Source organism: bacterium (genome assembly GCA_023150945.1).
Taxonomy (GTDB): domain Bacteria; phylum Zhuqueibacterota; class Zhuqueibacteria; order Zhuqueibacterales; family Zhuqueibacteraceae; genus Coneutiohabitans.
The window spans coordinates 585,827-610,621 of record JAKLJX010000001.1 but is presented as its reverse complement, the minus strand read 5'-3'; the positions used below and the strand labels follow the sequence as shown (position 1 = coordinate 610,621).

Below are 24,795 nucleotides of genomic sequence, written 5' to 3'. Positions count from 1 at the left end.
GCTTCAGGTTTCAGCCTGCCTGAAATCCGGTATGGTCAGTTACACGCCCGTTCTCTGCAAAATGCAAAACTTTCAGGCACTGTCGCAACGGCTCGCAGAGTGGAACTTGATTTCCGTCCTTCATGAATGCTGCCAACAAATGATTGGTCAGCAATTGTCCGCCGGAAAAGCGAAGCGGGGCGCTTCAGGCCGCCTCGCCCTCGGTGGCAGCCACCACCGCCGCGCACGAGGCATCGCCGGTGACGTTGACGACGGTGCGGCACATGTCGAGCAGGCGGTCAACGCCCAGGATCAGCGCGATGCCCTCGAGCGGCACACCAATGGTTTTCAAGACCAGCGCCAGCGTGATCATGCCCACGCCGGGAACGCCGGCGGCGCCGATCGAGGCCAGCGTCGCAGTCAACACCACCAGAGCTTGCTGCGCCAGAGAGAGTTCGAGGCCGTAAACTTGCGCAATGAAAACCGCTGCCACGCCCTGGTACAATGCCGTGCCGTCCATGTTGATGGTCGCGCCCAGCGGCAGCACGAATCCGGCGACGGCTTTGGAAACACCGAGATTCTCCTCCACGCATTCCATGGTCACCGGCAGCGTTGCGGAACTCGAGCTGGAGCTGAAGGCGATGAGCTGCGCCGGCCGGATGCCGCCGAAAAATTTGCGCAAGGACAGGCGCGTGAAAATCTTGAGCAGGGCGGGATATGTGAGGCTCGCATGAATGATGAGGCCCAACACCACGACCAGCGCGTATTTTGCCAGCGTGCCGAGAATGCTCAAGCCGAATTCCGCGGTCAGCGCCGCGATCAACGCAAATACGCCGTAGGGCGCGATAGCCATGATCAACATCACCAGCTTGAGCATGGCTTCGTTGACGCCGTCGAAGAATTTCAGAACCGGCCGGGATTTCTCCTGCGGCAGCATGGTGAGTACGACGCCGAAGAGAAGCGCAAAGAAGATGACTTGCAGCATTTCCGCTTCCACCAGCGCACGCATCGGGTTGGTGGGAATGATGTCCAGCAGAATCTCGACGGTGCTGGGCTGCTGCAATGCCTGCTCGATGCGGCCGCTGGCCTCGGCTTGAAAGCTGGCGAGCAGTTGTTCCTTGGATGCGGCGGTCAGGCCGTGTCCCGGCTTGAAAAGACTGGCGAGTACCAAGCCCAGCGTGATGGCCACCGCAGTCGTGAACAGATAATAGGCAAAGGTCTTGAGGCCGATGCGGCCCAGCCGGCGCACGTCGGAAAGCGTGCCGGTGCCCACCAGCAAGGAGGCGAACACCAGCGGCACGACGACCATGCTGATGAGACGGATGAACGCCGTGCCCAACGGTTTGACATAACTGTTGAAGAACGCAGCCAGCCCGAATTGGCCGGCAAGCAACCCCGCCAGTATTCCAAGAACGAATCCCAGCAAGATTTTGGTGTGGAGCTGAAGCTTCAACCGTGGCATTTCTTCACCTGTATCGTTTGTGGGTGAACGGGCAATTGCTCTGTTGCAAAAGTCGGGAAGATTTGGGATGTTCCTTGCGCGGCGGCCCGGCCAGGTTACCTGCGGTTGCACCGTCCGGCTGCCGAGCGGAGCGTACGGTGGCAATTGCGCCAATCCCGCCGAGTGGTTGAGCGCAATGTCTTTTCCTTCCCCTCCGAGTCAGCGGGTCCACGCTTGCAGCCGGCCGTCGCTTCGCCAACGATTCCGCTGGACAAAACAAAGGCACGTGATCTTATGATCCTCTTTCTGGCAAGCAGTCTGATCGCCGTCGTGGTTTCTTTTCTCTGTTCGTTGGCAGAGGCCGTGCTGTTGAGTTTGAATCCCATCCGTCTCGAGACCTTGAAGCAACAGGGCCGCCCGTTCGCTTCATCCTGGCTGGCGATGAAGCAGAATGTCGGCCGGCCGATCGCGGCGATTCTCATTCTCAACACCGTGGCGCACACCGGCGGCGCAACGATTGCGGGCGGCGCTTTCGACGAAATCTATGGGGACAAGTGGCTGTGGCTGTTCTCCACTGTTTTCACTTTTATCATCTTGTTCGGCACCGAGATCATTCCCAAAGTGCTGGGTGTAACTTTCAATGAACGGCTGGCGCCGGCCATCGCGCCGGTGTTGCGCTTCAGCATGACGGTCCTGCAGCCCATTATTTTTCTCACCGAATTCGTCTCCCGGTTGTTGAAAGGCAAGGGCGAAGAAACCGGCCTGAGCATTGCCGACCTGCAAACGCTGGCGCGTGTTGCCAAAACCAGCAACCTCATCGAAGCCGAGCAGGAAAACATCATTCTCAATGCCGTCAAATTTCACGAAACGAAAGTGCAGGCCGTGATGATTCCACGGGAGTGGATCGTGTGCTTGCGCGCCAACCTGCCGGTCGAGGCCAATTTTGAGATTGCCAACAACAACTTCCACACGCGCTATCCGATCAGCGAGACCGATTCCGTCGACGACATTATCGGCTATATCAACTTCAAGGAAATGGCAACGTTTGCGTTCGATTTCAAAGCGCTGAAACTGGAAGCGCTCATTCGCCCGATTTTGCATGTGCGGGCCGACGCCAACCTCAACACCATGTTGAAGCTTTTTATTGCCAAGCGCCATCATTTGGCGCTGGTGAAGAATACCGCGGGCCGGGTCATCGGCATGGTCACGTTGGAAGACGTGGTCGAGGAAATCGTGGGCGACATTGAAGACGAATTCGATTTGAGTTCGACGGAGATCGTCCAAGTTGGCGCGCAAAGCTGGAAAGCCGGCGGAGACGTCAGCATGAAGTTGATCGCAGAAAAGGTTGGCGTGGCGGGCAGCGAAACGGTTCTCTCCCAAACGCTGGCGCAGTGGTTTGCAGCGACCACGGCGCAGACGCTTTGTCCCGGCTATGTGCAGGCGCTCGGCCCGCTCCGGTTCACGATTCAGCGGGTGCGGCGCGGCAAAGTGCACCAGGCCAAAGTGGAAGTTTGTGCGCCGGAGAATTGAATCAAGTTCCACCCGCCAAACGGACATCGCGCCCGGCATAATCCTCTGGTCTCGCCACCGCCGCATTGATCCATTCGATCACCGCGGCATGGCCGAGGCTCTCGGGATCGTGGCGCAAGTAGCCCTCCACCACCGCCAGCACACAAAAGCCCTGCTTGAGCTGGAACGACAGCGTGGGGTCGCCCAGCTCGCCTTGCACGACCTTGACCACATACTCTTCCGGCCCCATGCGATCGGCATAGCGATGATACCCGCGCAGCCGCGCCCCGGCGCGAATACGCAGCAAGCCCAGGCGTTCGACCAACTCGCGCCGCGCCTGGTACAGCCTCTTGCCGACGCCGTGGCCCTGCACCTTCGGATGCACCATCACTTCCGCGCCATACAACGTGCGACCGTTGGCGGGATCATGATTCGTGAACATGCCGTGGTCGGTGAAGTCCCGCCAGCTCGTGTGCATGTCATAATCGTTCCACAACACGATCAAGCTGGCGGCCATGCCCACTACGCGGCCGGAGGCCCGTTCCACCGCCACCAACTGGCCCTCGGGGAACACCTGCAAATGCGAACTGAGTTGTGTCGCGGACCACGGCATGCTCGCGGTGTAAACCGCGCGGCTCATGGCAATGATGCCGTTGAAGTCCTGCGGCTGCGTGTTGCGCACGATGATTTCTGCCGGCGCTGTGCTCATAGCTTTACCAATTCGGATTGCGAGACGACTTCCGCGGTGCGGCGGCTGTCCCACAGCGGCAACACCGTGCCGGACAAGCGCGACTCCGCGATCGTTTTGAGATTGAGTTCGCCAATGACCATCATTTCCTGGTTGGGATTGCCTTCGGCGAGGATACCGTCACGCGAGAAGGCAAAATCACTGGGCGTGAGAATGGCGGCCTGGCCATAGTTGAGGGAGACCGCGGGCACCATCGGCAGCGAGCCCACGGTGGAGGCTTGAATGACATACATCTGGTTTTCGATGGCGCGGGCGTGCGCGCAATAGCGCACGCGCAAAAAGCCCTGGCGGTCGTCGGTGCAGCTCGGCACGATGAGAATGTGCGCCTCCTGCCGCGCGGCCGCGCGCGCGATCTCGGGGAATTCGACGTCATAGCAAATCGCGATCGCGACCCGGCCGAAATCGGACTCGAAAATTTTCAGCCTGGTCCGCGGGGCGACGTGCCATTCTTCGCTCTCGAAGCGGGTCATGTGGGTTTTGCCCTGCACGCCGAACGAGCCGGTTGGACTGAAGAAGAAACACTCGTTATAGACTCGTTCGTCGCCGTCTTCGCGTGCCGGGGTTGTGCCGGCAACGATGTGAATTTTGTTGGCGCGCGCCAGCCCGGCCATCGTCTCGACGAAGCGCGGCACCTGCTTGGCAAGGTCGCGGATTTGCTCGTGGATCGGGCGTTTGATTTGGCCGAGGGTGAGCAACTGCACCGTGAAATATTCCGGAAAGACGATGAGATGGCATTTGTAATCGGCGGCGGTCTGCACCAAGCCTTCGACCTGGTCGCGGAACTGCGCGAAGGTGGTCACGGGACGAATGAAGTATTGCAGGGCGGCGACGCGAATACGATCCATGGCGGATTCTCCCAATCGAGCGAATGGCTGGCCGCTGCTCAGGTTGCTTCCGGTGCTTCTGGCGGGTGCGCCTGTTCCGTCCGGTGCTTGACCATTTCCTCCAATTGCTTGCGCAGCGTGATATTCTCGAAGAGAATGCCGACGCAGGCATTGGGCATGGGAAAGGCTTTCACGGCATAGTAGGCCTTCTCGACGTTGACGTCGCTGTACTCGAACGCACCCACGGTGCGTGGCTGCTTGGTGCGCACGACGTCGGCATACAACTCCGGCACGTCGGTTTGCGCCAGCGCCGGAAACGCCTCCGGCAGATATTTCCCCACCGACCGGCTCAAATCGCTGCCGGTGTAGCGCGAGGCCTGTTTGTTGGCATAGACCAGCTTGAGCGAGCTGGCCGCCGCCGGGTCTTCCAACTGATAGACGATCAGACCAAGATTCATTTCCGAGAAGATCTCATCGATCAGGCAAGTCATGGTGTCGAGATCGGTGAGATTGAAGCTCTTCGGTTTGGCCATAGTCAATCACCTCCATGCTGCGGGGTTGCACCGGGCGAAGCCCGGCTTGAGTGAATCAAAACGGCGGTCTCCGGCCTGAAGCTATTCCACGTTTGTGGCAGACACAGGCTTGCGCCGATCAAACAACCCTTCCACCGGCAGAATCCGAAAGGACGGCGGTGTGTATGTCTTGGGCAGATAGTCCTGCGGAATGGTGGTTTGATTGCCGTCGCGCATCGCACTGTAATGTGGCGACATAATTTCGACGCCCGCCTCGTTGAACTTGTCTTGAATATTCTGGTGCAGCTCGGAATAGATGCCGGCCATGAACTCGGGCTGATCGGTGTGGGCATTCAATTCGTAGCTCGGATAAAAATCATTCAAACCTGTCTGCAAAACGAACGGCGGCGGATCATTCAGGATGTGTTTGGTGTTCGCTGCGGCGGCGAGCAACAATGCATGTACCCGGCGCCACGGCACGTCATAGCCAATGGTGACCGTGGTGTGCAAGATCAGCCCGTGCGCTTGTGCGGAGGAACTATAGTTGATGATGTGACTGCCGAGCACCATGGCGTTGGGAATCGTGACATCGACGTTTTTGATGGTGCGGAGGCGGGTGACCAACAGTGTTCTTTCCACCACCTCGCCCATGGTATCGCCGATTTTCACGCGATCACCAAGATTGAAGGCGCGCGTGTAGGTGAGTACGACGCCCGCCACCACGTTGGAAATGGCGGAGGCGGAGCCTAATGAAAACAAAATGCCAAGAAAAACCGACACGCCTTGAAAAGCCGGCGAGCCGGCCCCCGGCAAGTAGGGAAATACCACAATCAACACGAACGCGATGACCAGAAAACGCACGATCTTAAACGTTGGTTCGGCCCATTCCGGATAAAAACCGGGTAACGCAATTGTCCCTTTGCCCAGTTCGTTGAAAATCCAGCGAATGAATCTTACGGTGTAGTGCGTGACAAAAACGGTGACGGCAATGAAAAAGATGTTGGGCAAATAAGCGGCAAAACCGCGCCAGAGTACGCGCAGCGGTGAGAGAACATAGCCAAAAAGTCTGGCGGCCAGCCCCTCGGTCCACGGAAAAAAACTGAAGACCAGCGGCAGATAGAAATACAACAGCAACAGCACGACGGCAGCGCGCAATGCCTTGGCGAATCCCAGCAAAATGTTGGTGACGCGGTCCGCGGAAAGAACCTCCAAATTTTGAATTTTGAGAGCGGGAATGCGGGTACCGCGCCAGGCCTGGAGTTGGGCAAATATTTTTGCGAAGAGTTTGTTGAGCAGTTTTAAGACCACGATTGCGACAACAGTAGCCAATACGGAAAAAAACGCGCCGAGCAAAATATTCTTTACGCTCGTTTGTTCAGCCTCTTTCTCCAGCGCTGCCTGAATTTTTTGCGTGTAGGCTTGCACCATCTGCGCGCGCGCCAGGCCCGCGGCGTCGGCGTCGGTGATGGTCATGATGATCGCATCGCCAGCGAGAATATCCGTGCTGGTTTCGCCTTCGTTCGTCAAAAGGGTGTCGCTGCCGGTGAAGGCGCGGGTAGACAACGTCGTCAAACGTTCGATGATGGCGCGAGCGCGATGCTCCGGCGGGAAAGAACCTACGCGTTCGCGAATATGAAAAAGCGTGTCCCCGGCAAAAACAACAGGTGCGCCCAATGACGCTGCCGGCTTGGTGGAATCGCTCTGCACCGGCCTGGCGTTAACCGCAGCCAGCATGAACAAGGCCGGCATAAAAATCGCCCAAACCAACCTTTGGGAAAGCAAAATAGCCTCCTTGTCAAGCACAAATTTTTCCCGGTTAATCTGCAACGCAAATCACGCCCACGGCACCGGGTCGGCGCAATCGCGGCGGCCGCGAATCATCCAGATCACCAGGGTCGGATACAACACGCGGCCGGTGAACATCAGGGCGATGACAATGCCCTTGCCTGCCGCGGACAGTGCCGGGGTCAGATCGCGCGTGAGACCAACGGTGCCGAGCGCGGAAAACGATTCAAACATAACGTCGGCCAGCGGCCGCGCCTCGGTGGCGAGCAGCAAGAAGGCGGCGCCCAGCCCGGTGAGGGCATAGAGGCCGATCAGCAACAGCGCGAGGCGAAACGGCTTGAAGGTGATGAACCATTGCGAGGACTGCCGTTCGTCGCGCGGATCGAGGCGCTGAACCAGGCGCGCGAGCACCGCGGTTTTCACGCCGCCGCCGGTGGATTGCGGCGAGGCACCGATGATCATCAACAGAATCGTGCCGAGCAGGCCGGTGAGGCCGAAGCGCAATTGCGATTCGATCTGAAATCCGGCCGTGCGCGCGGTGACGGATTGAAACACCGCCGTGAGCAGATTGCGGGGCTCACCGTGCAGCCAGCCGTCGATCAAGAACAGCAACGCGCCCAGGGCAATCAAGCCGCCGGACCAATAGAGCACGACGCGGCTCGCCGGCAGCAGCGGGCGATTCTCCTGCCACGGCACCAAACGGCTGCTGCCGGCCTGCGCGAGATTGGCAATCACCGGAAAACCGGCACCGCCCGCGATGATGAGCAGCATCACCATGACCAGCGTGGCCGGGTCCTCGCGAAACCCGGCGAAGCTGTCACGGAACAAGACAAAGCCCGCGTTGCAGAAGGCGGAAATGGCATGAAACACGCCCTGCAACAGCGGATGCTCCAACCGATCGCGCCACAACAGCCAAAACCCCAGCGCGCCAAAGGCCTCGATCAGCAGCGTGACGCGGAGCACCGTGCCCAGCAGTTTCTTGGTTTCGTGTTGTTGCGCGCCGCCGACCAGCTCGGAGAAAGCGGCGCGCTCGCCCAACGTCAGGCTGCCGCCGTGCCACAGCGCCAGCATGCCGAGAATCGTCAGCGTGCCCAGGCCGCCGATTTGAATCAACAGCGCGAGCATGGCCTGGCCAAGCGGGTTGAGCGAAGTGGCCACGTCATAAACCGTCAAGCCGGTAACGCACAGCGCCGAGGCTGCCGTGAACAAATTATCGAGCCATGACAGCGGCCGCTGCTGCAAGCCCGGCAAGGAAAGCAACAGGCTGCCAGCCACAATGGCAACCGCAAACGTGATCGCCGGCAGGGCCAGCACGGGAACGCGCCGGTTCGCCAGCCAGCGGTTGGCGAGAATCGCGCCTTTCGCCCAACTGCCGGCAAAGCCGAAGAGAAAAACGGCGAGATAAAGCTCGCTCGCAATGCGCGCCGCGCTCGCGCCCGCCAGCGTTTGCTCGGAACTCCACGCCGCCACATTGGAAAGCTCGAGCACGATCATCAACAACAGCAGATAGCGCAGCGGATGGCGCGCGAGATAGCGCCAGGGATCATCGACCCAGAGCAGGCGATACATGGCTTCGAGAAAGAAGCCGATGGGCAGCAGCGCAGTCCAGGCAAAGAGCACGAAGCGGGGAATGGGCCAATGCGGAAAGCCGTAGCGCAGCGTCAGCATCACAAAAGCCAGGATGCCGAGCGCGGCGGCAAGATGGTCGAGCGCGCGCAGGCGTTGGGCGGAGCGGCCATTCATGCGACATCTCTCCGTGCGGGCGTGAGCGTGTGCTCAGCTTTCAGAATCTTGGAATAAGGCAGCCAGTGCCGGCGGTCCGCGCGCAGAACTTCGAGATGAACCAGGCCGGGTGCCACGACGGTGTAGACCACGCCTTCGACGGTGAGCTGATCGCCGGCCTTGAGCGCATGCGAGCTGTTGAAATAAATGCCGGTGGCAATCTCTTCCACCAACGGCCGCAGCGCCATCAAAGTTGCCAGCAGCGCGATCAACAGCACGCCCACGGCAAACAAGCGGGGCGCGCCGGGATAGGGAAAGAGAATGAGAAAGAGGGCGACGATCCAGATCACGATGCGCAGCGGAAAATAGATCACCGGGTCAGCCAGAATCGGCGGTGGATTTTCCAGGCGCCGGCGCTGCGACAGATGGCGCGTGGCCCAAAACGCGAGCAGCACCACCAGCACGCTGTAAGCCAGCAACAGCACGCCACGCGCCGTGCCGCCGATCAGCTCGAGCAGCGGGCCGATAATGCGGGCGAGCAGCGCCGTGGCGAGCGGCTGGGTCTGCGGAAACAGCGCAAACCAGCCGAAGGAAATCAAAATCACGATCGCACTGTAGAGCACCAGGCGCTCGACGCCGGTGAGAAAATTGACGACGCGCTGCGCCTGAAAATCTCTCTCCGACAAGCCGCGACGCGCGGCCATTTGCCGCAGCCAGCGCAGAGCGGCGCCACGCCAGTTGCGTTCCCAATGCAACACCCCCAGACGGGTCATGCGCAACACCACCAGCAGCGAGAAGGGATAAATCACCCCCAACAACAGGCGTAACAACAGATCTTCCTCATCCCAGCCGGAGGCCGGCGGCGGCGGCGCGGCCAGCACTTGTTCACGAATCAACACGGCGTTGGCGAGCGGCGAAAGCTGCCAATCCACCCGGTTTTCCGGCCGCACAATTAGGACGACAGTGGTGTCGAGCATGAGAATGCCGGCGCTCTCGCGTTCGCGCAGCCGCAGGCGCTCGGGCGTTGCGGCGTGCGCGCGCAGTTCGTGCAACACGTTTTCGACGCGCTGCGCTTCGGCGCGTGCCGCCGCGCTGTCGACACCGAGTGCCAGATAGACCTCCACGCTGTCCAACAGCGCCGGCAGCGCCACCCGGCTTTGCTTGGCGCGCGCCGTTTGCCGGCCCGGGAATTTTTGCGCCGTAGCGCTGCCCGCCAGCAGGCCGAACAGGCAGAGCAACACCGTCCATTTGGTCATGCCGCCTCCTGCACGATGGGATCTTGCGACGGGCGAATCTTCAAGAGGCGAAAGGTCATCCACAAGTTGCTGATCACCACCACGAAGGTGGCCAGGGTTTCCCACGCCGGGCCCGGCTGCGTAGCGCGGTCAACCAGCATGGCGGCCAACACCGCCGTGGCCAGACCGCGCGGCAGCATGGCGTTGAGCAGCGGCCGATGCACCGCCGAAACGCGCGTGACCCAGCCGGTGAGCTGCACGGCAATCTCGCGGCCGACGATGATGGCGACGGCGGCCAAAGCAATGGTGAGCCACATGCGAAAATCGGCGCCCGGCCATTGAAAAATGATGCCGAGGTAAACAAAAAAGAAGCTGCGCGTGAGAAAGGAAACCTCGGCATGTGACTCCGTCAGGCGGGGATGCAGCGCCACGCCACCTTCGCCGAAACTGCGGGCGATTTTCTCGCGAATGCGCGGATTGAAAATGCCCACCAGCGCCTCGCCGTTCGCGAGAATCATACCGAAGATCAACACCGCCAAAGCGCCGCTGCCGTGAAACACTTCCACCATGCCCATCAACAGAAACACGAAGCCGATGGTCATCAAATAGAAAAACGGCCGCGCGGAGAGATGGCTCAACAGCCACAGCCACACCAGGCCGCCCACCACGGCGGCGCCCGCGCCGATGAGCATCGATTTCCCCAACTGCCCGGCAATTGTCGAACCGGAAAGCTCGGTTTGCTCGAGGCCGATCAACGCCAGCACCGCCATGACTGCGAGCGCATCGGACAATGCCGATTCCACCACCAGCAGAGGCCGCATCGGCGATTGTGGCGCCGCGCGCGCGAGCACGGGAATGACGATGGGCGCGCTGGTGCAGCCGAGCGCCGCCGCCAACGCCCACACCAACCGGCCGTGCGCATTCATGCCCAGGGTGATGGCATAGTAAATCAGAAACAGTGCCAGGGTAAATGACACGAAGGCCAGCAGAATCGCGCGACCGGCCTGGCGCAGCGTGTGTCGAATGTCGAGATCAAGTCCGCCTTCGAAGAGAATGATGGTGAGCGCCACCGCGCCGAACGCGGGCATGAACGGCCGCACCAATTCCGGCGGCACGATGCGCGTCAACGGCCCCAGCACAATGCCGATGGCGATCAGCAGCAACACCGAGGGGATGCGGGTACGCTCGAAAAACAAATTGCCGATGAAGCCCACGCCGATGATGCCGCCCAGGAGAATCAGCAAGGTTGCTGCCATGCACGGCCTCTGCAGATTGAGATGAAAAGCGAATGGCGATTGATAATAAAATAAAATTCTCCTCTAAACATACAAGCTGCATCTTGCGGAAACCGGCGGCTGGCGCACGTGGCGGCGCTTGCATCTGTGGCCGGCGCCGGTTATATTGCGGCCATTTGCGGCATCCCAGCGACAAGGCAGAACCGGCAGCATGCCAATCACCAAAACCAAAGGCCAGCTCGAGGCCGACCTCAGCGCGGCCATGACGCAATTCGAGCGCGAGTATCTCGGCCGCGGCCCGCGCGAGGCGCGCAGCTTCATCATTCAAGACATGGTGCTCGTCCGCCTGCGCGGCGTCTTGACGCCGGCGGAAGAAAAGCTGGCCAGCGAACGCGATGGTGCCCAGCTCATCAAGCAGGTGCGCATGCGCCTGATCGAAAGCGCCCGTTCGTTGCTGGAGCAAATCGTCTTCGAAAAGACGGGTGCACAAGTCATCACCTTGCACACGGACATCAGCTCCAAAACCGGCGAGCGCGTTTTCGTCTTGTGCCTCAACAAGAACTTGGAGGAAGAACTGCGCAAAATTTGAGGCCGCGGGTTAAAACTTTTTTCTCCGCACCTTCGTCTTAATCGCCACAAGCTGAGCAAACGGCATCTCGACAGCAATCGCAGCGAGTGGCCGTTTGAAAAGCTTCTTCACATATATGATCACCCGCGGGCAGACGGGATAGAGTACAGTCTTCAGGACAAGACGGTAAGCTAAACGGTAGGCCGGCGCTCGGATTCAGATCGGAATTCGGGTGCCGGCCTTTTTTTTGGGCCCTCCAGCATGGAGCGCGGAAATGAACAACTCCACGGCAGAACTGGCGCAGAAGATCAGCGCGCTGGTGGCTGATTTTCTCAACCAGCAACTGGGCGAGCAGGCGGCGGCGGTTGAAACTTTTCTGTCCGGCAATCTGGTAACCGTGCGTGCCAGCGACTGCTTTGCCCCCGGCGAACGGGCGCTCGCCCGCAACGAGACCGACTGGCGTCTCTTTCACCAATTCAAAAGCCAGCAGTTCGAAGGCGTGAAATGGCTGCTGAAGGAACGTTTGGAAGAAATCACAGGCTGCGAAGTGCGTGACATCGTATCCGCCATCGGGCCGGACGGCATGCGCTTCGAAGTCATCACCCTGAACAAAAGTATTGAAATTGGAAGGGAAAAATGCCATGAATAGAGTGAAGACTTTTATGCTCATGGCCGGCCTGACGGCGTTGTTCGTCGTCATCGGCAAGGCGCTCGGCGGACAAACGGGCATGTTCATCGCGTTTGGCCTGGCGCTGGTCATGAACTTTTTCAGCTATTGGTTCAGCGACAAGATCGTTCTGAAGCTGTACGGTGCGCAGGAAGTGCGCGAGGTTGATCATCCGGCCCTGTACAGCATCGTGCGGTCGCTGGCGACGCGCGCCAACCTGCCCATGCCGAAGGTCTATGTCATCCCCGGCGATCAGCCCAACGCCTTTGCCACCGGCCGCAATCCCGAGCATTCCGCGGTGGCCGTCACCGAGGGCATCATGCGCATTCTCGACCGCGATGAGCTGGCGGGCGTGATCGGGCATGAGCTGGCGCACATCAAGCATCGTGACATTCTGATCGGCACGATCGCCGCGACCATCGCCGGCGCCATCAGCATGATCGCCAACATGGCGCAGTGGGCGATGATCTTCGGCGCCGGCCGCAGCGACGACGAGGAAGGGCAGAATCCCATTGCCGCGCTGGTTTCCATCATCGTTGCGCCGATTGCGGCGATGTTGATTCAAATGGCGATCAGCCGCAGCCGCGAGTATTTGGCGGACGAAGAAGGCGCACGCATCGCGGGCAATCCGCGTTACCTCTCGAATGCGTTGCGCAAACTGCACACGGCTGCGCAGCAAATTCCCATGACGGCGACACCGGCCACGGCGCACATGTTCATCGTGAGCCCCTTCAGCGGCGGCGGCGCGTTGCTCAGCCTGTTCAGCACCCACCCGCCGATGGAAAAGCGCATCGCGCGGCTGGAGAGTTTGCGGTTGTACTGAACCACGGTTCGGTGAAATTAAATGGTTGCCTGCCCCCAGCCCACGGGGGCAGGGTTGTGCCGAATTCCCATTGCCAATGATTGCGAGGTGACTGATGAAGTGTCCGGCTTGTAACATCGATTTGAAAATGGCCGATCGCCAGGGAGTGGAGATCGACTATTGTCCGCAATGCCGCGGCGTGTGGCTCGATCGCGGCGAGCTTGACAAAATCATCGAACGGTCGGCGACGGCCATGCCGGGCCGTGATCGTTACGATGACGATGATGATGATGATCGCCGCCGGCGCTACGATCATGACGATGATCACGCGGGGCGCTACCCGCGCAAGCGCAAGTCGTTTCTTGGTGATATTTTCGATTTCTAATTTCATCCGGCTCGTCAGAGGGAGCAGCGTCAATTACTAGCACGCGCGCCTTCGCCACCGAAGGCGCGCGCCATTTTTGCCAGCAGAGGTTTCACGAAGGAGCCGGCATGCCGGATCAGATTCTGTTGTGGATTGGTTTCAATTTGTTCGTGTTGTTGATGCTCGCCCTGGACTTGGGCGTATTCCACCGCAAAGCGCATGTCGTCAAGACGAAAGAGGCGCTGCTGTGGAGCGCGGTGTGGATTGCGATGGCGCTGCTGTTCAATCTCGGCGTCTACTTCTGGCAGGGCCAGAAAGTCGCGCTCGAATTCCTCACCGGCTATCTCATCGAGAAATCATTGAGCGTTGACAACATCTTCGTCTTCATCATGATTTTCGCCTATTTCGGCGTGCCGGCGCTTTATCAACACAAAGTGCTGTTTTGGGGTATTCTCGGCGCGCTGGTGATGCGCGCCGTCTTCATCGCCTCGGGCGTGGCCTTGATCGAGCGCTTTCACTGGATCATCTATGTCTTCGGCGCCTTTCTCATTTTGACCGGCGTGAAAATGGCGTGGCAGAAAGACAAGGAAATTCATCCGGAGAAAAATCCGCTGTTGCGCCTGTTCCGCAGGCTCATGCCGGTTACTAATCGTTATCACGGCGGCGCATTCTTCGTGAAACAAGCCGGAGGCTCTTTTGCCACGCCCCTGTTCGTCGTGCTCCTGTTGGTGGAAACCACGGATCTGATCTTTGCGGTCGATTCCATTCCCGCAATCCTCGCGATTACGCTGGATCCTTTCATCGTTTACACCTCCAACGTCTTTGCGATTCTGGGGCTGCGCTCGCTGTACTTTGCCCTGGCCGGCATCATGCCGCTGTTTCACTATTTGAACTACGGTCTTGCCGCCATTCTGGCCTTTGTGGGCGCCAAGATGATGCTGGTGGATTTCTACAAAATTCCGATTGGTATTTCTCTGGGAGTTGTGGCTGCCATTTTATTGATATCCGTGTTGGCTTCATTGCTCTGGCCGCGGCCGCAGGCGCCGGTCACGCTTCCGCCCGAAGTGCCGCAACCGAAACCTGAAACCATTGATTCGACCGGATGATGACCATGCCGCCACAAATCAATCATTCGCCTTCTGCGGAATCGCATGCCGGGCAGGGTTCGATCTGGCATCATCCGGCTGCCGGCTGGTTCCTTGCGATTCTGCCGGCGAGCGTGATGATATACTTGCTTGGCCTCACCGGGCGGGTGGCCGCCGGCGAAAGCTTGCGGCTCTCCCTGAACTGGGTGCCCAGCCTGGCCGTCAATTTTTCGTTTTTTGTTGATGGCCTGTCGCTGCTGTTTGCGCTGCTTATCACCGCTATCGGTGCGTTGATTCTGATCTATGCAAGCGGCTACCTCGCCGGGCATGTGCTGCTGGGACGTTTTTACTTCTACCTCTTGCTGTTCATGGCCGCCATGTTGGGCGTGGTTCTGGCCGACAATCTCATCACCCTGTTCGTGTTTTGGGAATTGACCAGCCTGAGTTCGTATCTGCTCATCGGATTCGATCATCAGCGGGAAGAGGCGCGCAAGGCTGCTTTGCAGGCGCTGCTGGTGACGGGGGGCGGCGGCTTGGCGCTGCTCGCCGGCCTGCTACTGCTGGGCAACATCGGCGGCAGTTTCGAACTTTCCGAATTGCTGCAGCGCGGCGACCTTGTGCGCGGCCATGCGCTTTATCTACCGCTGCTCTTGTTGGTTCTGGCGGGCGCTTTCACCAAGTCTGCGCAAGTGCCGTTTCATTTCTGGCTGCCCAATGCTATGGAAGCGCCGGCGCCGGTGAGCGCGTATTTGCATTCCGCCACGATGGTGAAAGCGGGCATCTACCTGCTCGCGCGCCTGAGTCCGGTTCTCGGCGGCACCGAGGCCTGGCACTATCTCGTCACACTCGCCGGCGCCGCGACGATGCTGGGCGGAGCCATGCTCGCCTTTCCGCAAACAGATTTGAAGAAGATCCTGGCATACACCACCGTGAGCACGCTCGGCGCGCTCACCCTGCTGCTCGGGATCAACACCACGCTGGCCGCCAAAGCTGCCATGGTTTTTCTGATTGTGCATTCCCTCTACAAAGGCGCGTTGTTCATGATTGCCGGCGCGGTCGATCACGAAGCCGGCACGCGCGACCTGCGCGAATTGAGCGGCTTGCGCCGCTTCATGCCGCTCACCACCCTGGCAGCGACACTGGCCGCGCTGTCGATGGCAGGACTGCCGCCCATGCTCGGCTTTATCGGCAAAGAATTGCTTTACGAAGCCAAACTCGAGGCCCCGCGTGCCGCGTTCTGGATCACCAGCGCCGGCGTGCTGGCCAACGTCTTAATGGTCGCGATTGCCGCATTGGTGCTGCTGCGACCCTTCTTTGGCCGCAAAACGGCAATGCCGCAGACGCCGCACGAAGCGCCCATGACTTTGTGGCTCGGCCCGGTGACGCTGGCCCTGCTCGGTCTGATCATCGGCCTGGCGCCGGACACCACCGCGCAGTATTTCATTGCGACTGCGGTCAGCGCGGTGCGCGCCGAGGCGACCGAGGTCAAGCTCGCGCTGTGGCATGGTCTTAATCCGGTGCTGGCGCTGAGCGTGTTCACCGTGGCATGCGGCCTCCTGGCTTATTTTTTCCGGCGTTTCGTTCAGCGAGCGGTGCACCCCCTCTTTTTGCTGGCCAGGGTAGGTCCGCAGCAATGGTACGAGTGGTTTTTGCAGGGACTCAGTGGCGTGGCGCAGTGGCAAACGCGCCTGCTGCAGAGCGGCTATTTGCGTTCGTACTTGCTCATGATCATCCTCACCACGATCGGGCTTACCGGCTATGCCTTGGTCAGCCGCGCCGCCCTGCCGCTTCTGCCCTCATTGCCCGTGGCGCAATCTTATGAATGGCTCATCGCGGCGATCATGCTGGCATCCGCGGTTGCCATCGTGCGCTCCAGCTCGCGGCTCGCGGCGGTGGCCGCGCTCGGCGTGATCGGTTTCAGCATCGCGTTGCTTTTTGTGCTCTACGGCGCGCCGGATTTGGCGATGACGCAATTCGCCATCGAAACCCTGTCGGTGATCATCTTCGTGCTCGTGCTTTACAAACTGCCGCGCTTTGCAACCTTTTCGCGGCCGAGCGCGCGCCTGCGCGATGCCCTGGTCGCGCTGGCCGCCGGCGGCTTGATGACGCTGCTGGTGTTGGCCGTCACTGCCGCGCCGCTGCGCTCGCGTTTGACCGGCTTCTTTGCCGAGAACAGCTTGCCTGCCGCCAATGGCCGCAACATCGTCAATGTGATTCTCGTGGATTTTCGCGGGCTGGATACGCTCGGTGAAATCACCGTGCTGGCGGTGGCGGCGATCGGCGTTTATGCCCTGCTGAAATTGCGCCTGGCCGAGAAGAAGGAGAAATGATCATGCCCTCATTGATTCTTTCCATTGCCGTGCGTTCTCTGCTGCCGTTGCTGCTGTTGTTCTCCGTCTTCCTGCTCATTCGCGGTCATAACGAACCGGGCGGCGGTTTTGTGGGCGGTCTGGTGGCCGCGGCTGCTTTTGCACTCTACGCCATTGCCGAAGGCGTGGAAAAAGTGCGCCAGACACTGCGCGTCGATCCGCGCGTATTGATCGGCGCCGGCTTGCTCGTCGCTTTGAGCAGCGGCTTGCTTTCCCTGCTGCAGGGCCAGCCGTTCATGACCGGACTGTGGTACAAACAGGCCGTGCCGGTTTTGGGCAAGCTCGGCACACCGGTGTTGTTCGACACCGGCGTTTATTTGGTGGTGGTGGGCATCATTCTGACCATCATCCTCACTTTGGCGGAGGAGTGAATGGAAACCGTGTTGGCCGTAGTAATTGGCGGTCTGTATGCTGCCGGCTTGTATTTGATGTTGCGCCGCAGCATCGTCAAGTTGATTCTCGGCCTCGCCATCCTGGGCCACGCCGCGAATCTGCTGGTGTTCACGGTGGGACGCCTCACGCCCAGCCAGCCGCCCATCGTGCTGCCCGGCGCGACGACTCCGGCTGAACCGTTCGCGGATCCGCTGCCGCAGGCATTGATCTTGACCGCCATCGTCATTGGCTTCGGCGTGCAGGCCTTCGCGTTGGTGCTGCTCAAGCGCGCCTATCAAACCGTGGGCACCGATGATTTGGATGAAATGAAGTCGACCGATACTTGAGGCTGAACACATTGCGGCGGAGATGCAAAGATGCGCAAAAAATTGAATTCAGTCTTCCAGGAATGAAAACGACAAATGTCTACACCAGAATTCAGACAAGCTGAGATCCGAAACCGGCGGGCAGCACAGAAAGTTTCCAACAGATAGAAACAACCCAACTGATAGAAAAATCATCCGCCGGCTTGTCTCTATCCGCTGGAAAAAAAGTTGGAATTTCATTCTGAGATTAACAAGCCGATTACCGACTACGAGAATATCACCTCTGCCCATGAATGCACTGCTGGTTCTTCCCATCTTGATTCCGCTGGCCACCGCGATTCTCGCGCTGTTGTTTTGGAATTACCGGCGCGTGCAGCGCGGCTTGCATCTCGCCGGCGCGGCCGCGCTGTTGGCGGTTGCCGTGGGCCTGCTCGTTTCCGTGTGGCACCAGGGCATCCACGCCACGCAGATCGGCAACTGGCCCGCGCCCTTCGGCATCACGTTGGTTGCCGATTTGCTCAGCGCCATCATGGTCGTGCTTGCCGGCTTGATGGGCTTTGCCGTGGCCGTCTACTCGCTGTTCAGCATCGACGCGCGCCGGGAATCGTTTGGCTATTATCCTCTGCTGCAAGTTTTGCTGATGGGCGTGTGCGGCGCATTTCTCACGGGCGACATTTTCAATCTTTATGTTTGGTTCGAGGTGTTGTTGATTGCCTCGTTCGTGCTGGTGGCGCTGGGCGGCGAGCGGCCGCAGCTCGAAGGCGCCATCAAATACGTCACCCTCAATTTGGTATCCTCCGCCTTGTTTCTCGCGGCGGTGGGCATACTCTACGGCGTGGCCGGCACGTTGAACATGGCCGATCTCGCGCGCCAGTTGAGCCTCGTCGACCGGCCGGGCCTGGTGATGGCGCTGGCCATGTTGTTTTTGGTGGCCTTCGGCATCAAGGCCGCAGTGTTTCCGCTGTTCTTCTGGCTGCCGGCTTCCTATCACACGCCGCCCCTCGCGGTGTCGGCGATCTTCGCGGGCCTGCTCACCAAAGTCGGCGTGTACGCGTTGATTCGCGTGTTCACGTTGCTGTTTGTGCAGGATACCGGCTTCACCCATCAACTCATTCTGCTCATTGCCGGCCTGACCATGATCACCGGCGTGTTGGGCGCAGCCGCGCAACAGGAAATCCGCCGCATTCTCTCGTTTCACATCGTCAGCCAGATCGGCTACATGATCATGGGACTGGCGCTGTTCACCCCGCTGGCGCTGGCCGGAACGGTGTTCTATTTGATGCATCACATCATCGTCAAAACCAATTTGTTTCTGGTGGGCGGCGCCGTGCATCATCTGCGCGGCAGCTACGAGCTTAAGAAATTGGGCGGCCTCTACCGCGCTGCGCCCGGCCTGGCGATTCTGTTTTTGATTCCCGCGCTGTCGCTCGCCGGCGTGCCGCCGCTCTCCGGCTTCTGGGCGAAGTTCGCGCTGGTGAAAGCAGGTCTACAATCCGAAGAATACCTCATCGTCATCACCGCACTCGCCGTGAGCTTGCTGACGGTGTTTTCGATGATGAAGATTTGGGCCGCTGCCTTTTGGCAAGAGGAGGAGCCGGTGCAAGCCGGGCAGGAGGCCGCAAGCACGGCAGACGACCGCAGCTATCGCGGGCTGTTGATACCGGTGACGGCGCTCGCGGTGCTGACGGTGGTGATCGGGCTGCTGGCGGAGCCGGTGTTTGCGCTGGCCGAACGCGCGGCCGGGCAATTGCTCAATCCCGCGGAATACATTAAAACGGTTTTAGGAGCAGATTGAGATCATGCTGCTGCTCAATGTCTTTTTGGCGCTCGCCTGGGTCGCCCTCACCGGCGAGTTGAGTCCGGTCAATTTCTTCTTCGGCTTTGGCCTGGGCTATCTTCTGCTTTGGCTGGGGCGCGGCCATTTCGGCTCCGAGCAGTATCTCGTGAAGGTGCCGCGTGTGCTCGGCCTGCTGGCGTTTTTTACCTGGGAAGTGATCGTGGCAAACATACGGGTTGCCATCAGCGTGCTGTCGCCGCTCCAGCGCTTGCGCCCCGGCATCGTGGCGATTCCGCTGGAGGTGAAAACCGATGCCGAGATCACGCTGCTGGCCAATTTGATCACCCTGACTCCGGGCACCATGAGCCTGGATATTTCCTCCGATCGGCGCGTGCTCTACGTGCACGCCATGCACCTGGAGGATCCCGAGCAGTTCCGGCGGGACACCAAGCAGGGTTTTGAACAGCGCATTCGGGAGGTGTTCGAGTGAGTCTGCAATCAGTCACCCTGTTGCTCATCATGCCGGCGCTTGGCCTGGCGATCGTGCTGGCTTTCATACGCCTGCTGGCCGGCCCGAGCCTGCCCGATCGCGTGGTCGCGCTCGATTTGATCACCACCATCGGCATCGGCATCATCGCGGCTTATGGCGTGGGCGCCGAGCAGCCGGTGTATCTCGACGTGGCGATCGTCGTGGCCTTGATCTCCTTCGTGGGCACCATCGCGTTTGCGGCATATGTGGAAAGGAGAAAATCCGAAGATGGCAGATCTGTTTAGTTTGATTCTCATGATCATCGGCTCGGTTTTCATGCTGCTCGCCGCGATCGGCGTGGTGCGCATGCCCGATCTCTATTTGCGCATGTCGGCGACCTCCAAAGCCGCGACCCTCGGCGTCATTTGCGTGATGCTGGCGGCGGCATTGCACTTCAATGATTTTGCCATCACCGCGCGCGTTATTGCCATCATCGTTTTTTTGGTTCTAACGGCGCCCGTAGCGGCGCACAAAATCGCGCGCGCCGCCTATCTCGCCGGCCCGGGCCTCTGGCCGGGAACCCGCTGCGATGAGCTGGAAGGCCGGTATGATCATGACAAACAGGAACTGACAGGTGTGGCTGCGCACGCGCGGCCAGACACGAGGGCAGTGGCGCCGCCCGGCAATTCAACACCGGGCGCCTGAACATTGCGCGGGCAAGCGTGCCAAGCGGCACGGAAAAGACGGCCGCAATCCTATTGATCAGCCTTATTGGAGAGGATGCGATTCATGGACACGATGGTGCTGGTGTTGTTCGCTTTGGGATTGGTGTTGTTGATCGTCGGCGCTGAGGCCCTGGTGAAAGGCTCTTCGCGGTTGGCAGCGGCGCTCGGCATTTCGCCCTTGGTGATCGGACTGACGGTGGTGGCCTACGGCACCAGCTCGCCGGAATTGGCGGTCAGCATTCAATCCGGCTTAACTGGCCAGGCTGACCTCGCGCTGGGCAACGTCGTCGGCAGCAACATTTTCAACGTGCTGTTCATTCTCGGCCTTTCCGCAATGATTGCGCCGCTGGTGGTGTCGCAGCAGCTCGTTCGCCTCGATGTGCCGCTGATGATCGCGGTTTCGCTTTTGCTGCTGCTGCTGGCGCTGGACGGCAACCTGAGCCGCTTCGATGGCTTGCTGTTCTTTTCGATCAATATCGCGTATGTGGTCTGGGCGATCCGGCAGAGCCGCAAAGAGAATCAGCAGGTCAAAGAGGAATATGAAAAAGAGTACGGCGCCGCCGGCCGTTCCGCCAAGTGGTGGGTGAATCTCATCTTGATCATTGCCGGCTTGGGCATGCTGGTGTTGGGTTCACACTGGCTGGTCGAAGGCGCTGTTGCTGTGGCGCAAGCGTTGGGTTTGAGCGAGTTGATTATCGGCCTCACCATCATCGCTGCCGGCACCTCTTTGCCGGAAGTTGCAACTTCAATCATTGCCAGCATGCGCGGCGAGCGCGACATTGCCGTGGGCAACGTGGTGGGCAGCAACATCTTCAACATTTTGGCCGTGCTTGGACTAGCCAGCCTGCTCGCGCCCAACGGCGTGGCAGTCTCGCCGGCGGCGTTGCGCTTCGATATTCCCGTGATGATTGCGGTGGCGCTTGCCTGCCTGCCGGTTTTCTTCACCGGCTTCCGCATCGGCCGCCGCGAAGGCGCGTTGTTTTTTGCCTATTACCTTGCGTACACGCTTTATCTAATTCTCGATGCCACCGGCCACGATCAGCTCGACGAGTTCAGTCTGATCATGTTCGAATATATTACCCCTCTGGTCGCTTTGACGTTGATACTCCTGGCGGCACATGCGTGGCGCAAGCGGCGCCGCGACCAGTCGCTCAGCCCTGCAGATGAAGCATGAATTGCCTCGAGTTGATGGAAAGGAGAGATACTGATGAAATGGTCATGGAAAATCGGAGAATTCTTCGGCATCGGCGTTTACCTGCATGCCACCTTCTTGTTGCTGATCGGTTTCATCGCCCTGATGCACTGGTTTCAAGGTAACAGCCTGAGCATGTTGGTGTCCGGCGTGGGATTCATCCTCGCGCTCTTCGGTTGTGTGCTCTTGCATGAATTTGGCCATGCGTTGACCGCGAAAAAATACGGCATCAAGACGCGCGACATCACCCTGTTGCCCATCGGCGGCGTCGCCCGGCTGGAACGCATGCCCGACGATCCCCGCCAGGAATTGTGGGTCGCGCTCGCCGGCCCGGCCGTGAATGTCGTGATCGCCATCGCCTTGTTCCTTTGGCTGGTGGTAACCAACACCTTCGAGCCGTTGGGCGGTCTCACCGTCACCAGCGGCTCATTCCTCGAACGGCTGATGATCGTGAATATCTGGCTCGTTCTGTTCAACATGCTGCCGGCCTTCCCGATGGACGGCGGCCGGGTCTTGCGCGCTTTGCTGGCCACCCGCAAAGGCTATGCGCGCGCGACGCAAATTGCCGCGGGCATCGGCCAGGGCATGGCCTTCCTGTTCGGCTTCATCGGATTGTTCACCAACCCCTTTCTGCTGTTCATCGCCTTCTTCGTGTGGATCGGCGCCGCGCAGGAAGCCAGCATGGTGCAGATGAAAACCGCGGTCGGCGGCATTCCCGTGAAGCTGGCCATGCTCACCAACTTCCAAACCCTCGCCAGCCACGACACGCTCAACCGCGCCATCGAGTTGATTCTGGCAGGCTCGCAACAAGATTTTCCCGTGGTCGACGACGGAAAAGTCGTGGGCGTGCTCACCCGCGGCGATTTGCTGATGGCGCTCGGCAAATTTGGGAAAGAGGCCTCCGTGCGCGACGCGATGCAGCGCGAGTTCGAAACCGTGGATGCGACTGAGATGCTCGAAGGCGCGATGGTCCGGCTGCAAACCTGCCAATGCCACACTTTGCCGGTGCTGCAACAGGGCAAAATGGTCGGTTTGGTGACGATGGACAACATCGGTGAGTTCGTCATGATTCAAAGCGCGCTCGCGGGCGAAAAAAAACGCGGCTGGAAGCCGGCTTTTCAGGGTTGATCGAATCTGCCGATCAGTTTTTGCCTCACATAACAGGAAGGAAACAAGCCAAGGTGTCCGAGCGCATCAAAACGATAGTCGAATCGACCCGCACCCAACACTTCATCACAGCCGTCATCGTGCTCAATGCCATCACCCTGGGCCTGGAAACTTCGGCAGAGGCGATGGCGGCCTTCGGACCGGTTTTGCTCGCGATCGATCGCCTGGCGCTGCTGATCTTCGTGGTCGAGCTGACCGCCAAAATCTCCGTCTACCGCCTCCGTTTCTTCACCAGCGGCTGGAATTGGTTCGATTTCGTCATCGTCGGCATCTCACTCGTGCCGGGCGCAGGCAATCTTTCCGTGCTGCGTGCCTTCCGCATCTTTCGAGTGCTGCGGTTGTTCTCGGTGGTGCCCAAATTGCGTTCGGTGGTGCAAGCCCTGCTCGCCGCCATTCCGAGCATGGCCTCGATTCTGGCGGTGCTGCTGCTGGTCTATTATGTCACGGCGGTGCTGGCGAATCAATTGTTCGGCGCACGCTTCGCCGAGTGGTTCGGCACCATCGGCCGCTCGATGTATTCACTGTTCGAAATCATGACGTTCGACAACTGGTCCTCCGGCATCGTCCGGCCGGTGATGGCAGTCTATCCCTGGGCGTGGGTGTTTTTCCTGCCCTTCATCGTGGTCACCAGCTTTGCCGTGCTCAATCTGTTCATCGCCATCATCGTGAACACGATGCAGGCGCAACACGAAGCGGAACTGCAGCAAGAGCGCCGCGACGAGCGCACGGAGTGGCTCGCCGGCAATTCGGAGCTGGCGCAGGAAATCACTGAATTGCGGCGGCAGGTCGCAGCGCTGCAAACGCTGTTGCTCAAGCATGAAACAAGGAGCTGAGGCATGGCCGAAAACCTGCTGGATCCCATCACGCTGTTCTTCCTGCTCGGCATCCTGGCCGGCGTCTTGAAATCCGATCTACGACTGCCGGACGCGATCTATGACTTGCTCAGCATCTACTTGCTGCTGGCCATCGGCCTCAAAGGCGGCGTGCAATTGGCGAGCACCAACGCCGCCACGCGCGTGTTTCCGCCGGTGCTCGGCACGTTGCTGCTCGGTATCATCATTCCGGTTGTCGCCTTTGCGATTCTCCGCTTCGTGGGAAAATTCGCCCGCCCGGACGCCGCCGCGGTGGCCGCGCATTACGGTTCGGTGAGCGCGGTGACCTTCGCAGTGGTGCTGGCTTATCTCGATCAACTGGCGGTGCCCTATGAAGGCATCATGGCGCTGCTGCTGGTGGTGCTTGAAATTCCCGCGATCATCGTCGGCATTCTGCTGGCGCGTCTGGGACGGGCGCAAGGGCGCGTGCCCTACGGCCCGCTGGCGCACGAAGTGTTGATGAACAAGAGCGTGTATTTGCTGCTGGGCGGACTGGCCATCGGCTGGATCGCCGGGCCGGAAGGTGTGGCGCCGCTCAAGTTTGCCTTTGTTGACGGTTTCAAAGGCGCGCTGGCGTTCTTTCTATTGGAAATGGGGATCGTGGCGGCGCAGCGCCTGGCCGATCTGCGGCGCGTCGGTCTCTTCCTTCTGATTTTTGGCATCCTCATGCCGCTCATCTCCGGCGCGCTGGGCGCCGTTGCCGGCCGCCTGGCCGGCCTGTCGCACGGCGGCACCGCAGTGCTGGCCACCATGGCAGCCAGCTCCTCCTACATTGCGGCCCCGGCCGCCATGCGCATTGCCGTGCCCGAGGCCAATCCGACTTTGTACTTGACCGCCTCGCTCGGCATTACCTTCCCCTTCAATTTGACCCTCGGCATCCCGATTTACTTCGAAATGGCGCGCCTGGTGCACAGCCTTTGAAGCCGCGGCCCTCCACTTTTCCATACACTGCCAACAGTGACACCGGCTTTCACGATCACAACCGGTGCGGCGGGGCGCGCGATTCCAGCGCGCTGCCCGCAGCACCGGGCCCAACCTCCGGCAGGGCGG

General features: G+C 59.9%; 25 protein-coding genes. 17 read left to right on the top strand and 8 right to left on the bottom strand.

The window, feature by feature from the left end:
* Window positions 1-184: 184 nt before the first annotated feature.
* The gene (locus tag L6R21_02385; protein ID MCK6558021.1) at window positions 185-1,441 is read right to left on the bottom strand and encodes a dicarboxylate/amino acid:cation symporter; all 1,257 of its coding nucleotides are present in this window, start codon (window positions 1,439-1,441) and stop codon (window positions 185-187) included.
* 273 nt (window positions 1,442-1,714) lie between these two features.
* On the opposite strand from L6R21_02385, the gene L6R21_02380 reads away from it, so the two are divergent.
* Window positions 1,715-2,950: a hemolysin family protein gene (locus L6R21_02380; protein MCK6558020.1), complete on the top strand. Its 1,236-nt coding sequence runs from the start codon at window positions 1,715-1,717 to the stop codon at window positions 2,948-2,950.
* Window position 2,951: 1 nt separating this feature from the next.
* On the opposite strand, the gene L6R21_02375 is transcribed toward L6R21_02380, so the two are convergent.
* The 7 genes from L6R21_02375 to L6R21_02345 all read right to left on the bottom strand — a co-directional run bounded on the left by L6R21_02375 (window position 2,952) and on the right by L6R21_02345 (window position 11,011).
* Complete coding sequence (locus L6R21_02375) at window positions 2,952-3,638, bottom strand: GNAT family N-acetyltransferase (GenBank protein MCK6558019.1); 687 nt, start codon at window positions 3,636-3,638, stop codon at window positions 2,952-2,954.
* A complete protein-coding gene (locus L6R21_02370; protein ID MCK6558018.1) occupies window positions 3,635-4,522 on the bottom strand; it encodes a carbon-nitrogen hydrolase family protein in 888 nt (295 codons plus the stop codon). Before L6R21_02370 ends, L6R21_02375 begins: the two co-directional genes overlap by 4 nt.
* A gap of 38 nt (window positions 4,523-4,560) precedes the next feature.
* The gene (locus tag L6R21_02365; protein ID MCK6558017.1) at window positions 4,561-5,034 is read right to left on the bottom strand and encodes a PAS domain-containing protein; all 474 of its coding nucleotides are present in this window, start codon (window positions 5,032-5,034) and stop codon (window positions 4,561-4,563) included.
* Window positions 5,035-5,115: 81 nt separating this feature from the next.
* A complete protein-coding gene (locus L6R21_02360; GenBank protein MCK6558016.1) occupies window positions 5,116-6,762 on the bottom strand; it encodes a mechanosensitive ion channel family protein in 1,647 nt (548 codons plus the stop codon).
* A gap of 84 nt (window positions 6,763-6,846) precedes the next feature.
* Window positions 6,847-8,541, bottom strand: coding sequence for a potassium transporter Trk (locus L6R21_02355; GenBank protein MCK6558015.1), 1,695 nt, complete (start codon window positions 8,539-8,541; stop codon window positions 6,847-6,849).
* The gene (locus L6R21_02350; protein ID MCK6558014.1) at window positions 8,538-9,776 is read right to left on the bottom strand and encodes a hypothetical protein; all 1,239 of its coding nucleotides are present in this window, start codon (window positions 9,774-9,776) and stop codon (window positions 8,538-8,540) included. The genes L6R21_02355 and L6R21_02350 overlap by 4 nt, the downstream gene beginning before the upstream one ends.
* Window positions 9,773-11,011, bottom strand: a complete 1,239-nt coding sequence (locus L6R21_02345) for a cation:proton antiporter (protein MCK6558013.1) — start codon at window positions 11,009-11,011, stop codon at window positions 9,773-9,775. The genes L6R21_02350 and L6R21_02345 overlap by 4 nt, the downstream gene beginning before the upstream one ends.
* Before the next feature lie 196 nt (window positions 11,012-11,207).
* Here L6R21_02345 and L6R21_02340 point away from each other — a divergent pair, with 196 nt between their 5' ends.
* From L6R21_02340 to L6R21_02265, 16 genes are all read left to right on the top strand, one after another.
* Window positions 11,208-11,579, top strand: a complete 372-nt coding sequence (locus tag L6R21_02340; protein MCK6558012.1) for a DUF2294 domain-containing protein — start codon at window positions 11,208-11,210, stop codon at window positions 11,577-11,579.
* A gap of 253 nt (window positions 11,580-11,832) precedes the next feature.
* Window positions 11,833-12,207, top strand: a complete 375-nt coding sequence (locus tag L6R21_02335) for a DUF2294 domain-containing protein (GenBank protein ID MCK6558011.1) — start codon at window positions 11,833-11,835, stop codon at window positions 12,205-12,207.
* Window positions 12,200-13,048, top strand: coding sequence for a zinc metalloprotease HtpX (htpX, locus tag L6R21_02330; protein MCK6558010.1), 849 nt, complete (start codon window positions 12,200-12,202; stop codon window positions 13,046-13,048). The genes L6R21_02335 and htpX overlap by 8 nt, the downstream gene beginning before the upstream one ends.
* Before the next feature lie 94 nt (window positions 13,049-13,142).
* Window positions 13,143-13,412 (top strand): zf-TFIIB domain-containing protein, encoded by a 270-nt coding sequence (locus L6R21_02325; protein ID MCK6558009.1) that lies wholly within the window; start codon window positions 13,143-13,145, stop codon window positions 13,410-13,412.
* A 107-nt stretch (window positions 13,413-13,519) separates the two neighbouring features.
* Window positions 13,520-14,497, top strand: coding sequence for a TerC family protein (locus L6R21_02320; GenBank protein ID MCK6558008.1), 978 nt, complete (start codon window positions 13,520-13,522; stop codon window positions 14,495-14,497).
* Between the two features lie 5 nt (window positions 14,498-14,502).
* Entirely contained in the window at window positions 14,503-16,806 is a 2,304-nt protein-coding gene (locus L6R21_02315; GenBank protein MCK6558007.1) for a putative monovalent cation/H+ antiporter subunit A, read from the top strand.
* Complete coding sequence (locus tag L6R21_02310) at window positions 16,803-17,216, top strand: Na+/H+ antiporter subunit B (GenBank protein ID MCK6558006.1); 414 nt, start codon at window positions 16,803-16,805, stop codon at window positions 17,214-17,216. Before L6R21_02315 ends, L6R21_02310 begins: the two co-directional genes overlap by 4 nt.
* Window positions 17,217-17,564: a Na+/H+ antiporter subunit C gene (locus tag L6R21_02305; GenBank protein ID MCK6558005.1), complete on the top strand. Its 348-nt coding sequence runs from the start codon at window positions 17,217-17,219 to the stop codon at window positions 17,562-17,564.
* Window positions 17,565-17,832: 268 nt separating this feature from the next.
* A complete protein-coding gene (locus L6R21_02300; protein ID MCK6558004.1) occupies window positions 17,833-19,338 on the top strand; it encodes a Na+/H+ antiporter subunit D in 1,506 nt (501 codons plus the stop codon).
* Between the two features lie 4 nt (window positions 19,339-19,342).
* Window positions 19,343-19,810: a Na+/H+ antiporter subunit E gene (locus L6R21_02295; GenBank protein ID MCK6558003.1), complete on the top strand. Its 468-nt coding sequence runs from the start codon at window positions 19,343-19,345 to the stop codon at window positions 19,808-19,810.
* A 29-nt stretch (window positions 19,811-19,839) separates the two neighbouring features.
* Window positions 19,840-20,094, top strand: coding sequence for a cation:proton antiporter (locus tag L6R21_02290; GenBank protein MCK6558002.1), 255 nt, complete (start codon window positions 19,840-19,842; stop codon window positions 20,092-20,094).
* Window positions 20,078-20,494 carry a monovalent cation/H(+) antiporter subunit G gene (mnhG, locus tag L6R21_02285; protein ID MCK6558001.1) on the top strand — a complete coding sequence of 139 codons (417 nt, stop codon included), beginning with the start codon at window positions 20,078-20,080 and terminating at the stop codon, window positions 20,492-20,494. The genes L6R21_02290 and mnhG overlap by 17 nt, the downstream gene beginning before the upstream one ends.
* A gap of 84 nt (window positions 20,495-20,578) precedes the next feature.
* Window positions 20,579-21,688, top strand: a complete 1,110-nt coding sequence (locus L6R21_02280) for a calcium/sodium antiporter (protein ID MCK6558000.1) — start codon at window positions 20,579-20,581, stop codon at window positions 21,686-21,688.
* Between the two features lie 33 nt (window positions 21,689-21,721).
* A complete protein-coding gene (locus L6R21_02275; GenBank protein ID MCK6557999.1) occupies window positions 21,722-22,834 on the top strand; it encodes a site-2 protease family protein in 1,113 nt (370 codons plus the stop codon).
* 53 nt (window positions 22,835-22,887) lie between these two features.
* On the top strand, window positions 22,888-23,706 hold the full coding sequence (locus L6R21_02270; protein MCK6557998.1) for an ion transporter: 819 nt from the start codon (window positions 22,888-22,890) through the stop codon (window positions 23,704-23,706).
* 3 nt (window positions 23,707-23,709) lie between these two features.
* Window positions 23,710-24,666, top strand: coding sequence for a sodium-dependent bicarbonate transport family permease (locus L6R21_02265; protein ID MCK6557997.1), 957 nt, complete (start codon window positions 23,710-23,712; stop codon window positions 24,664-24,666).
* Window positions 24,667-24,795: the final 129 nt, after the last annotated feature.

Coding starts and splice junctions, on each gene's coding strand:
- L6R21_02385 (MCK6558021.1), bottom strand. CDS start 1,441: ATGCCACGGTTGAAGCTTCAGCTCCACACCAAAATCTTGCTGGGATTC.
- L6R21_02380 (MCK6558020.1), top strand. CDS start 1,715: ATGATCCTCTTTCTGGCAAGCAGTCTGATCGCCGTCGTGGTTTCTTTT.
- L6R21_02375 (MCK6558019.1), bottom strand. CDS start 3,638: ATGAGCACAGCGCCGGCAGAAATCATCGTGCGCAACACGCAGCCGCAG.
- L6R21_02370 (MCK6558018.1), bottom strand. CDS start 4,522: ATGGATCGTATTCGCGTCGCCGCCCTGCAATACTTCATTCGTCCCGTG.
- L6R21_02365 (MCK6558017.1), bottom strand. CDS start 5,034: ATGGCCAAACCGAAGAGCTTCAATCTCACCGATCTCGACACCATGACT.
- L6R21_02360 (MCK6558016.1), bottom strand. CDS start 6,762: ATGCCGGCCTTGTTCATGCTGGCTGCGGTTAACGCCAGGCCGGTGCAG.
- L6R21_02355 (MCK6558015.1), bottom strand. CDS start 8,541: ATGAATGGCCGCTCCGCCCAACGCCTGCGCGCGCTCGACCATCTTGCC.
- L6R21_02350 (MCK6558014.1), bottom strand. CDS start 9,776: ATGACCAAATGGACGGTGTTGCTCTGCCTGTTCGGCCTGCTGGCGGGC.
- L6R21_02345 (MCK6558013.1), bottom strand. CDS start 11,011: ATGGCAGCAACCTTGCTGATTCTCCTGGGCGGCATCATCGGCGTGGGC.
- L6R21_02335 (MCK6558011.1), top strand. CDS start 11,833: ATGAACAACTCCACGGCAGAACTGGCGCAGAAGATCAGCGCGCTGGTG.
- htpX (MCK6558010.1), top strand. CDS start 12,200: ATGAATAGAGTGAAGACTTTTATGCTCATGGCCGGCCTGACGGCGTTG.
- L6R21_02325 (MCK6558009.1), top strand. CDS start 13,143: ATGAAGTGTCCGGCTTGTAACATCGATTTGAAAATGGCCGATCGCCAG.
- L6R21_02320 (MCK6558008.1), top strand. CDS start 13,520: ATGCCGGATCAGATTCTGTTGTGGATTGGTTTCAATTTGTTCGTGTTG.
- L6R21_02315 (MCK6558007.1), top strand. CDS start 14,503: ATGCCGCCACAAATCAATCATTCGCCTTCTGCGGAATCGCATGCCGGG.
- L6R21_02310 (MCK6558006.1), top strand. CDS start 16,803: ATGATCATGCCCTCATTGATTCTTTCCATTGCCGTGCGTTCTCTGCTG.
- L6R21_02305 (MCK6558005.1), top strand. CDS start 17,217: ATGGAAACCGTGTTGGCCGTAGTAATTGGCGGTCTGTATGCTGCCGGC.
- L6R21_02300 (MCK6558004.1), top strand. CDS start 17,833: ATGAATGCACTGCTGGTTCTTCCCATCTTGATTCCGCTGGCCACCGCG.
- L6R21_02295 (MCK6558003.1), top strand. CDS start 19,343: ATGCTGCTGCTCAATGTCTTTTTGGCGCTCGCCTGGGTCGCCCTCACC.
- L6R21_02290 (MCK6558002.1), top strand. CDS start 19,840: ATGCCGGCGCTTGGCCTGGCGATCGTGCTGGCTTTCATACGCCTGCTG.
- mnhG (MCK6558001.1), top strand. CDS start 20,078: ATGGCAGATCTGTTTAGTTTGATTCTCATGATCATCGGCTCGGTTTTC.
- L6R21_02280 (MCK6558000.1), top strand. CDS start 20,579: ATGGACACGATGGTGCTGGTGTTGTTCGCTTTGGGATTGGTGTTGTTG.
- L6R21_02275 (MCK6557999.1), top strand. CDS start 21,722: ATGAAATGGTCATGGAAAATCGGAGAATTCTTCGGCATCGGCGTTTAC.
- L6R21_02265 (MCK6557997.1), top strand. CDS start 23,710: ATGGCCGAAAACCTGCTGGATCCCATCACGCTGTTCTTCCTGCTCGGC.